12 protein-coding genes are annotated in these 8991 nt (G+C 70.3%); 8 read left to right on the forward strand and 4 right to left on the reverse strand.

From position 1 onward, the window contains the following. Both ACLN58_RS13310 and ACLN58_RS13315 read right to left on the reverse strand, forming a co-directional pair. Nucleotides 1–810 (reverse strand): enoyl-CoA hydratase/isomerase family protein (locus ACLN58_RS13310; RefSeq protein WP_415855743.1); only part of this gene is annotated, 810 nt, incomplete at its 3' end. Nucleotides 811–965: 155 nt separating this feature from the next. Next, nucleotides 966–1691 (reverse strand): hypothetical protein, encoded by a 726-nt coding sequence (locus tag ACLN58_RS13315; protein ID WP_415855744.1) that lies wholly within the window; start codon nucleotides 1689–1691, stop codon nucleotides 966–968. A 132-nt stretch (nucleotides 1692–1823) separates the two neighbouring features. On the opposite strand from ACLN58_RS13315, the gene ACLN58_RS13320 reads away from it, so the two are divergent. Then, nucleotides 1824–2726, forward strand: a complete 903-nt coding sequence (locus tag ACLN58_RS13320; protein WP_415855745.1) for a gamma-glutamyl-gamma-aminobutyrate hydrolase family protein — start codon at nucleotides 1824–1826, stop codon at nucleotides 2724–2726. Beyond that, nucleotides 2723–3841 (forward strand): 3-hydroxyisobutyryl-CoA hydrolase, encoded by a 1119-nt coding sequence (locus tag ACLN58_RS13325; RefSeq protein WP_415855746.1) that lies wholly within the window; start codon nucleotides 2723–2725, stop codon nucleotides 3839–3841. The genes ACLN58_RS13320 and ACLN58_RS13325 overlap by 4 nt, the downstream gene beginning before the upstream one ends. On the opposite strand, the gene ACLN58_RS13330 is transcribed toward ACLN58_RS13325, so the two are convergent. Then, on the reverse strand, nucleotides 3838–5811 hold the full coding sequence (locus tag ACLN58_RS13330) for an acyl-CoA dehydrogenase family protein (protein WP_415855747.1): 1974 nt from the start codon (nucleotides 5809–5811) through the stop codon (nucleotides 3838–3840). The two genes, ACLN58_RS13325 and ACLN58_RS13330, sit on opposite strands and share 4 nt — an antisense overlap. A 177-nt stretch (nucleotides 5812–5988) precedes the next feature. On the opposite strand from ACLN58_RS13330, the gene ACLN58_RS13335 reads away from it, so the two are divergent. From ACLN58_RS13335 to ACLN58_RS13360, 6 genes are all read left to right on the forward strand, one after another. Next, on the forward strand, nucleotides 5989–6354 hold the full coding sequence (locus ACLN58_RS13335) for an ArsR/SmtB family transcription factor (RefSeq protein ID WP_415855748.1): 366 nt from the start codon (nucleotides 5989–5991) through the stop codon (nucleotides 6352–6354). Beyond that, entirely contained in the window at nucleotides 6351–6839 is a 489-nt protein-coding gene (locus ACLN58_RS13340; protein ID WP_415855749.1) for an SRPBCC family protein, read from the forward strand. Before ACLN58_RS13335 ends, ACLN58_RS13340 begins: the two co-directional genes overlap by 4 nt. A gap of 261 nt (nucleotides 6840–7100) precedes the next feature. Then, nucleotides 7101–7337 (forward strand): 50S ribosomal protein L28, encoded by a 237-nt coding sequence (gene rpmB, locus ACLN58_RS13345; protein ID WP_415855750.1) that lies wholly within the window; start codon nucleotides 7101–7103, stop codon nucleotides 7335–7337. Next, on the forward strand, nucleotides 7337–7507 hold the full coding sequence (rpmG, locus tag ACLN58_RS13350) for a 50S ribosomal protein L33 (RefSeq protein ID WP_136612455.1): 171 nt from the start codon (nucleotides 7337–7339) through the stop codon (nucleotides 7505–7507). The genes rpmB and rpmG overlap by 1 nt, the downstream gene beginning before the upstream one ends. 3 nt (nucleotides 7508–7510) lie before the next feature. Then, nucleotides 7511–7816, forward strand: a complete 306-nt coding sequence (gene rpsN / locus ACLN58_RS13355) for a 30S ribosomal protein S14 (protein WP_415855751.1) — start codon at nucleotides 7511–7513, stop codon at nucleotides 7814–7816. Between the two features lie 150 nt (nucleotides 7817–7966). Continuing rightward, the gene (locus ACLN58_RS13360; RefSeq protein ID WP_415855752.1) at nucleotides 7967–8596 is read left to right on the forward strand and encodes an MBL fold metallo-hydrolase; all 630 of its coding nucleotides are present in this window, start codon (nucleotides 7967–7969) and stop codon (nucleotides 8594–8596) included. Between the two features lie 147 nt (nucleotides 8597–8743). On the opposite strand, the gene ACLN58_RS13365 is transcribed toward ACLN58_RS13360, so the two are convergent. Further along, on the reverse strand, nucleotides 8744–8991 hold a 248-nt coding region (locus ACLN58_RS13365), incomplete at its 5' end, for a hypothetical protein (RefSeq protein WP_415855753.1).

Below are 8991 nucleotides of genomic sequence, written 5' to 3' on the forward strand. Positions count from 1 at the left end.
GAGGAACGCGTCGGTCCCCTCGCGCATGTCCTCCGTGCCGAACGCCGCACGGAAGGCGCGGGCCTCCGCGTCGAGGCCCTCCGCCGTCGGGCGTCCGGTCGCCTCGTTGATGGCTCGCTTTGAAAGCGCGACGGCGGTGGGCGACTTCGCGGCGATCTCGCCGATGGTCTCGGCGGCCGCGGCGAGGAGCTCCTCGCGGTTCGCCAGGACACGGTTGACGAGGCCCAGCCGGTACGCCTCGTGCGCGTCGATGCGGCGGCCCGTGTAGATGAGCTCGCGCGCCATCCCGAGGCCCACGCGCTGCTGGAGCCGGACGGAGCCGCCGAAGCCCGGGACGAGGCCCAGGTTCACTTCGGGCTGGCCGAACTGGGCTCGTTCGCTCGCGTAGATGAAGTCCGCCGCGAGGGCCAGCTCGCAGCCGCCGCCCAGCGCGTACCCGTCCACGCACGCGATGACGGGGACCGGGAGGGCCTCGAGGGCGAGCGTCACGGCGTGCATCGACCGCCCATAGAACTCGCCCTCGTCCGGGTTCATGGCGGTCAGCTCGCGGATGTCGGCTCCCGCCACGAACGCCTTGCCGCCCGCGCCGGTGAGGATGACGCCGCGGACCTGCCACGCGCCGTCGGCCGCCGTGCCGGGCCCGCTCGCGAGGCCGGAGCCGCCCACATTGTTGAGCACCTCGCACACCTTCGCGAGCTCTTCGACGACCTTGCCGGAGAGGGCGTTGAGTGCTTCGGGGCGGTTGATGGTCACGGTGGCGACGCCGTTGGACGTCTCGATGGTCAGGGTCTCGAAGCTGCCGAAGTCCATGGGGCACAGGCTACCGCCCTGCACCCGCGAGAGTGCACGTCATCCGCGAGAGCGCACGTTTCGCCGCGTTCTTAGGTCCGCTTTCGCGGGAACTGCCCGCGTTCGGTTGCCGAACACCGCGGGGCCTGATCGACCTTCGAATGTCGCGGGAGGGGTCAGCCCTTGGGCACCTCCACGCGTTCGCTTGGGCATCCGCTGACGTCGAAACACGACGCGACGACGACATGTACCTTGTCGAGCGGCGCCGACGTCGGAACAGGCGTGTACACGTAGAGCAGCACGGTCACGGACCCGCCCGGAGGGATCTGGGGGTCCAGATCGAACTGGTACGCAGGGTCCGTCGAAGCCACGTCGTTCGTGTCGGCCTCGCAGTAGTCGGCAGGGGCGCCTCCGGTGAAAGTCACCGTGGAGGTGCATGGGAAGGAGGTGCCGAAGGCCGGGGCATCAGGCTGAGGCACTTCGAGCAAGAAGTAGCTCTGACCCCCGCCCTGCGGATCGGCGAGGACCACGCCATTGGGCTTGAGCGGCTCGGTCCGGTCCTGGGCCGGATTCGTGATCTGCACCGACACGGTCACGAGTTCCTGCCCGGGTGGCGCCACGACGTGGGAGCTTCCCCAGCCAGTGTCGAGCTGCGTGGCCGCGCGCGCTGACGCCGGTCCGATGAGGTAGGGAAAGCCTCCCACGGTCACCTTCGTCGATGGTCCACGGGTGCCGGAGGCGCTCGGCGGCGAGCTGGTGCTCGTGCTCTGGGGAGGATGCGACTCGGCGTTCGGCGTTCCCGCGGGCGGAGGCGACGGGTTCCCTGAGCCGCCACCGCATCCCGTGAGTGCCCCCGTCAGAACGATGCAGGCCGCCAGCGCCATCGACGTTCCGCGCGACATGACCCCTCCTTGACCCGCATCGGTACTGGGCCGGACCCTACGCTTCCGTGCTAGTAATGATGAGCAGCGACGCAGGCCCGAGCTAGGGCCGTCGGGCCCGAGCAGACTCCCGAACACCGCTAGGCTGAGCTCATGGCGACGGAGCAGACGCGTGCCCGGCTCACCGGGACCGGCGGCCACTTACGTGGGAGCGAGGGCACGACGACGGCGTCCACGGACGCCGCGCCCTACTCGCCGCGCATCGCGGTCACGTGGGCGGACACAGCCCCTTCTCACGAGGCGTGGTTCCACGCCGAGCTCGACGCCCTGACTCGCAGCGCCGCCGCGGCCGTCGAGCGCGCGGGAGGCACCGTGACGGTCCTCGACGCAGCGGACCCGCTGCTCGCAGCCGCCCTCCTGGACCCGGGCGCCGCGTGGGACGGCCTGCTCGTCATGGGCGGCGGCGACGTGGACCCCGTCCTGTACGACGGCGACCCCGGCCACCCGGCGATCTCCGGCGTCGACGCGAACGCGGACGCGTTCGAGGCCTCGGCGATCCTCCAGGCGCTCGAGACGGGACGGCCCGTGCTCGGCATCTGCCGCGGCCTGCAGATCATCAACGTCGCGCTCGGCGGGAGCCTGCATGAGGACCTTGACCGCGGCGAGGCCCTCGGCGCGGACGGCATCCACCGCAACCACGCCGACCCGACTGGCCCGATGGTCCTCCACGGCGTCGCGATCGAGCCGGGCACCCGGCTGGCGGAAGCACTCGGCGCCACGGCGACGGTCGTCTCTGGCCACCATCAGGCCGCCGCACGGGTCGCCCCGGGGCTTCGCGTCGCCGCGACCGCGCCGGACGGCGTGATCGAGGCCCTCGAGTCGGCGGATCCCGCCCGGTGGCTCGTCGCCATGCAGTGGCACCCCGAGGACCCCCAGACGGACCCCGCCCAGCTCGACGCCGTCATGCGCGCGTTCGTGGCGGCGTGCCGGGAGGCCGGTTCCGCCATGGCTCCGTCAACAACCCCGCAGCAGACCCAGGAGGTCACCACCCGATGAGCGAGCACGTCCTCGCCGAGGTCCGCGGCGGCCTCGGCATCCTCACCCTCGACCGCCCGCGGGCCCTCAACTCGCTCGACCTCGGCATGGTGCTCGCCCTCGAGCGGCACCTCCTCGAGTGGGCCGACGCGCCCGAGGTGCGCGCCGTCGTCGTGCGCGGTGGCGAGCGCGGGCTGTGCGCCGGGGGCGACGTGCGCGCGCTCTTCCGCGGGTCCGACGCCGACGCCGTGCGCTTCTGGACCGAGGAGTATCGGCTCAACGCCCTCATCGGCCGGTACCCCAAGCCCTACCTCCCGCTCATGGACGGGATCACGATGGGCGGCGGGCTCGGGATCTCGGCCCACGCGCCGCGCGCCTCGGGATCGGTGCGCGTCGTGACGGAGCGGACCCTCGTCTCGATGCCGGAGACGCGGATCGGCTTCACGCCGGACGTCGGCATGAGCCTCCTCCTCGCGAACGCCCCCGGCGAGCTCGGCACGCACCTGTGCCTCACGTCCGGGCAGGCTGGGGGAGCGGACGCGATCCTGCTCGGGTGGGCGGACGCGATGGTCCCGTCCGAGCGCCTCGACGAGCTCGTGGACGCGCTCGCCGAGGCGAGCTCTGCACTCGCGAGCTCTGCGCTCGCGGGAGCGGAGGGTGGCCGGGGAGCCGAGGGTGGGCAGCCCAGCTGGGCGTACGACGTCGTTGCCTCCTTCGCCGTCGAGCCCCCGCCCGCGGCGCTCGCCGGGGGGCGGGAGTGGATCGACGACGCGTACGCGGGGGAGTCCGCGGCCGAGATCGCGGCGCGGCTCGCCGAGCTCGCCGCTGGCGGTAGTGCGGCCTCCGAAGCGGCAGGTGCCGCGCTCGCCGGGCTGCGGAAAATGTGCCCGTTCTCCGTCGCGGTGACCCTCGCGGCCCTGCGCCGTTCGCCCAAGCTCGGCTCCCTCGAGGCGGTCCTGGCCCAGGACCTTGCGCTCGGGGAGGCGCTCATCGCGCGCAGCGACTTCCGCGAGGGCGTGCGGGCGCTGCTGATCGACAAGGACGGCGCGCCCGCGTGGGAGCCGTCGCTGATCGAGGACGTGGACCCGGAAGAGGTCGCCGCTGCGTTCGAGCCGCGTCCCTCCGTGCCGGCCTAGGACCGGACCCGTCGCCGGAGGTCCGGCTTGTCGGTCGGGCCGGCCGTCCGCTCGGCAATCCATGGCCCGGTCCCCTCGGAGGCGTCGAGGACGCCCGCCTCGAGCCAGGCGAAGTCGCCCGCGAGGACGCGCTTCGTGATCCCGTGGTCGCCGGGGTCGGTGTTGACCCAGAGCGCGTCGAAGAGGGCCTCGACCCGGAGCCGTGACTGCTCGCAGAAGGCGTCGGCGAGATCGCGCCCGTTCGAGCCTCCGGGCGCCCCGGTGGTCCGGAGGTGCTCCGCCCAGCTGCACGCGGCCGACATCGCGAACAGTTCGGCGCCGATGTCCACGACGCGGCCCAGGAACGCCTGCCTGTGCTCGAGCCCGGCCTGCCAGCGGCCCATGCCGGCGAACGTGTGGCGCGCGAGCCGCCGCGACGCCCGCTCGACGTAGCGCAAGTGCTTTCCCAGGGGCCCGAACTCGCGGAACGCGCGCGGATCCATCCCGGGGCCCGCGAGGAGGCCAGGAAGCCAGCGTGCGTAGAAGCCCGAGGCCTCGCGCGCCGCCTTGGCCTTCTCGGACAGGCTCGCGTCGGCGCGCGCGAGGCTGCCCGCGGCGGCCAGATGGGCGTCCACGGCTTCGCGGGCGATGAGCAGCTGCATGATCTCGGTCGAGCCCTCGAAGATCCGGTTGATCCGGAGGTCGCGCACGAGCTGCTCGGCGGGCACGCCGCGCTCGCCGCGGGCCCGGAGCGACGCCGCCGTCTCGTAGCCGCGCCCGCCGCGGATCTGGAGGAGTTCGTCGGCGACCTTGTACGCCATCTCGCTCGCCCACAGCTTCGCGAGGGCGGCCTCGATGCGGACGTCCTTCATGCCTGCGTCCGCGAGGGCCGCGGAGAGCTCGAAGACGGCCTCGAGCGCAAAGGCCGTAGCGGCGATGAACGCGATCTTCTTGCCCACGGCCTCGTGCTGCCCAATGGGCCGGCCCCACTGGACGCGCGCGCTGGACCATTCGCGGGCGATCTTGAGCGACCACTTCGCGCCGCCCGCGCACAGCGCCGGGATGGAGAGGCGGCCGGTGTTGAGGGTTGTGAGCGCGATCTTGAGGCCCTGGCCCTCGCGGCCCACACGCTGCTCGGCGGGTACCCGCACGGTGTCGAAGCGCGTCACACCGTTCTCGAGGCCCCTGAGGCCCATGAACTGGTTGCGGTTCTCGACCGTGATGCCGGGCGAGTCCATCTCGACCACGAAGGCGGTGATCCCGCCCTTGCCCGCCGGGACGTCGCCGGCGGCGTCGTGGGGAAGGACGTTGGCCATGATGACCACGAGTTCGGCGATCACCCCGTTGGTCGTCCACAGCTTGGAGCCGTCCAGGACGTAGCTCCTGCCGTCTTCGGCGAGCTGCGCCGTCGTCGTCAATCGCGCGGGGTCGGAGCCGACGTCAGGTTCGGTGAGCAGGAAGGCCGTCACGGCGCCCGCGGCGCAGCGCGGCAGGTACTCGCGCTTCTGGGCGTCGGTGCCGAACATCTTGACGGGCTCGGGGACGCCGATCGACTGGTGCGCGGAGAGGAGGGCCCCCACGCTCGGGTGCACCGAGCCGAGGACCATGAGTGCCCGGCCGTAGTACGCGAGGGTGAGGCCCAGCCCACCGTATTCCTTGGGGATCTTCATGCCGAACACGCCGAGTTCCGCGAGGGCGCGGAGGTACTCGTCGGGGATCCGGTCCTCGGACTCGATGCGGGCGCCATCGAGGGTGCGCGCGAGCTCCTCGACCTTGCGGAGGAACTCCTCGCCCTCGGCGATCGCCTCGGCGGGTGGGACGGGCGGCGGGTAGATGAGGCCCCACTGGAAGTCGCCGAGGTAGAGGGCCTTGGCGAAGCTCGGACGCTTCCATTCGGTCTCGCGGCTCGCTTCGGCGACGGCCCGCGATTCGTCCCAGCCCGGCTCCTGGCTCGCGGCGTGGGTTCCCGAACTGGTCGTGTCCGTGGTCATGGCAGTCCCCTTGGTCCCCTGGGGCCGCCGCGGGCCGGTGACCCTTCAGCTGTCATTCCATGCTACTCCCGGGTCCTACTGGCCGGTAGGGAGGGTCCGGCTAGGCTCGGCGACGCCCGGTCCGCGCTCGATCGGGTCGGGTTGACATGTAGGAAATTTCCTACGTATCGTTGAGGCATGCCCCGACAGACCAAGGAGACGCCCACGGACCACGTGTTCGCGGCGCTCTCGCATCCGGTCCGCCGGGACCTGCTGTCGGCGCTGCTCGACGGCCCCGAGACGGCGCAGTCCCTCGCCGACCGCTATGCCATGGCCCGCCCGAGCGTCGCCGAGCATCTCAAGGTCTTGCGCGCCGTCGGGCTCGTTGCCGAGCGGCAGGCCGGCCGCCATCGTTTCTACTCCCTGACCCCCGAGCCGCTCGCGCTCCTGCGCGAGTGGCTCGAGCCCTACGAACAGTTCTGGCGCGGCCGGGTGCCCCGGCTCGCCGCGGTCCTCGAGGCCCACCCACCAACGCCCCCTTCAGCGAAAGGCCACCTCCCATGACCGAGACTGATCCCACTTCGGGTGTCGACGACCCCACGGTCATCCGCGTCGTCGACTTCCTCCCGCACGAGCCCGCCCTCGTCTGGCGCGCCCTCACGACTCCCGAGCTCCTGGCCAAGTGGCTCATGCCCAACGACTTCGCGCCGATCGTGGGCCACCGCTTCACGTTCCGCACCGACCCGATCCCCGCCACGCGCTTCTCCGGAATCATCGCGTGCGAGGTTCTCGAGGTGCGCGAGCCCGAGCAGCTCGTGATCTCCTGGGCGGACGAGTCGCCGGAGAATGACATGAAGACCACCGTCACCTTCCGGCTCGAGGCGTACGACGGCGGGACTCGCCTCAGCCTGGTCCAGGCCGGCTTCCGTGCGGATCACCCGGGCGACCAGATGGCGCGCAAGATCATGGGCGGCGGTTGGGGCGGGCACATGTTCCGCCGCCTGGCCGAGGTGGCCGCCGAGGCCCACGGCGTGGCGCGCGAGGTCTAGCTGCCCCATGACGGGTGCCGCGAGGCTCGGATTTGCGGGCCTCTCCAGCGGGGCCTAGTATTTAACGCTGTCGTATGCAGTGGAATCCACTCTCGGCACTGAAGACACCGTCCAACCCGCGGCGAGGAACTTCGGCTGGCTCTCACCCCGCCTGGTAACCCTCCGGAAAGCTGCAGAACTACGGTGCATCAAGGTGACGGGACGCATCTGCGGACCGTCATTTTTACTGCAACTGTTGACTACAACTTGGAGGAGCGAACCGTGGCAGCACATTGCCAGGTGACCGGGGCGAAGCCCTCATTCGGTCACTCGATCTCGCACTCGCACCGCCGCACCAAGCGTCGGTTCGACCCGAACATTCAGAAGAAGCGCTACTGGGTGCCGTCCCTTCGCCGTAACGTGACCCTCACGCTCTCGGCGCGCGGCATCAAGACCATCGACGTGCGTGGCATCGATTCCGTCGTTGCCGAGCTCCTTGCGAAGGGAGTGAAGCTCTGATGGCCAAGAAGGATAAGGACGCTCGTCCGATCATCAAGCTCAAGTCCACCGCGGGGACCGGGTTCACGTACGTGACCCGCAAGAACCGCCGGAACGACCCCGATCGTCTCGTCATGAAGAAGTACGATCCGGTCGTCCGCAAGCACGTCGAGTTCCGAGAGGAGCGCTAAACCATGGCCAAGAAGTCCAAGATTGCCCGTAACGAGCAGCGCAAGGTCATCGTTGAGCGCTACGCCGCGCGGCGTGCGGAGCTCAAGAAGACCCTCGTCGACGAGAACGCGTCGGACGAGGCGCGCGAGGCCGCCCGCCTCGGCCTGCAGAAGCTTCCCCGCGACGCTTCGCCGGTGCGCCTCCGTAACCGCGACCAGATCGACGGCCGCCCGCGCGGCACGTTCCAGAAGTTCGGCATCTCCCGCGTGCGCTTCCGCGACATGGCGCACCGTGGTGAGCTTCCGGGCGTCACGAAGTCGTCCTGGTAAGCGGCACGTTCGCTTGCTGAGCCGCGCTGGTCAGCGCTGCTCGCCGCCCGTCCGCAGGGGCGGCACCCATAGTGGGTGCCGCCCCTGCGGCGTCTCTGCCTTTCCCGCGCACCCTTCCAACTGGGCGGCCGAACCGCCAGCATGGGACTCATGCAGAGCGTCTACCCGTCCGTCTTCCGGCTTTCGCGGGGCGCGGGAGCCAATGCCTACGTGGTGCTTGCGGGGGATGCGAGCCGAGCCGCCCTCATCGATCCCGGCATGCCGTGGGACGCGGGTTCCGTCATCGGGGAGCTCAGGCGGAACGGGCTACTCGACAAGGTCACCGACATCCTCGTGACGCATGCGGATATCGACCACGTGGGCGCCGCCCCCAGGGTTCAGGAGGCCACGGGCGCCGCGGTGTGGCTCGGACGCGCTGATGCCGAGGTCATGGATGGAACGCGCCGGGCATCGACGGCCTATCGCCGGCTCCTTGGCCGGTGGCACCCCGGCCCCTTCACGAAGGGGCTGTCACTGCTCGACGGCGGTGAGGAACCGTTCCCCGGGGTGGCCTCCCTCGCGACGCCGGGGCACACGCCCGGGCACATGGCCTTTACGTTCGGCGACGTGGTGTTCGCCGGGGATGCGGTCCTCGGCACCGACCATGGGTTCCGCCAATTGCCTGGCTTCTTGACGAGCGACCCGACGCAGGCGCTCGCGTCCGAGCGGGTCATCGCGGGCCTTGGTGCGCGGTGGTTCTGCCCGGGCCACGGGCGTGTGCGGGAGCTCAAGGGGCTCTAGGCGGAGTCGCGTCGCGTGGTCGCGTATGGCGAGTTGCAGGGCCGTCTTCGCCCGTGTACTGTTGATCAGGTTGCCCGCCCAGCTGGGTGAGGCGACAAAATCCCGATCAAATCCGAAGCTCAATTCGCCGTGCCGGGTTCTGCCCAGCTAGGCCGAAGAGAATATCGGATGATCCGGATAAAACTCAGCCTTCGAATTCGAACGAAACGCGGATTTGCGAGCGGCCGGATGACCCGGTAAGGTTGAACCTCGTTCGGCGGGAAGATAGCCCGAGTGAAACTCGGAGGATGTACCCGCGGGGCCTGTTGTTTGAGAACTCAATAGCGTGCCATGTTTGGATTTGATGCCATTTTTTTGATGGCTGTTTGCCTGGTCCTGGTGCTTTCTCGTGTGCC

It is taken from the genome of Sinomonas sp. G460-2, from assembly GCF_047759905.1.
In the GTDB taxonomy this organism is placed as follows: domain Bacteria; phylum Actinomycetota; class Actinomycetes; order Actinomycetales; family Micrococcaceae; genus Sinomonas.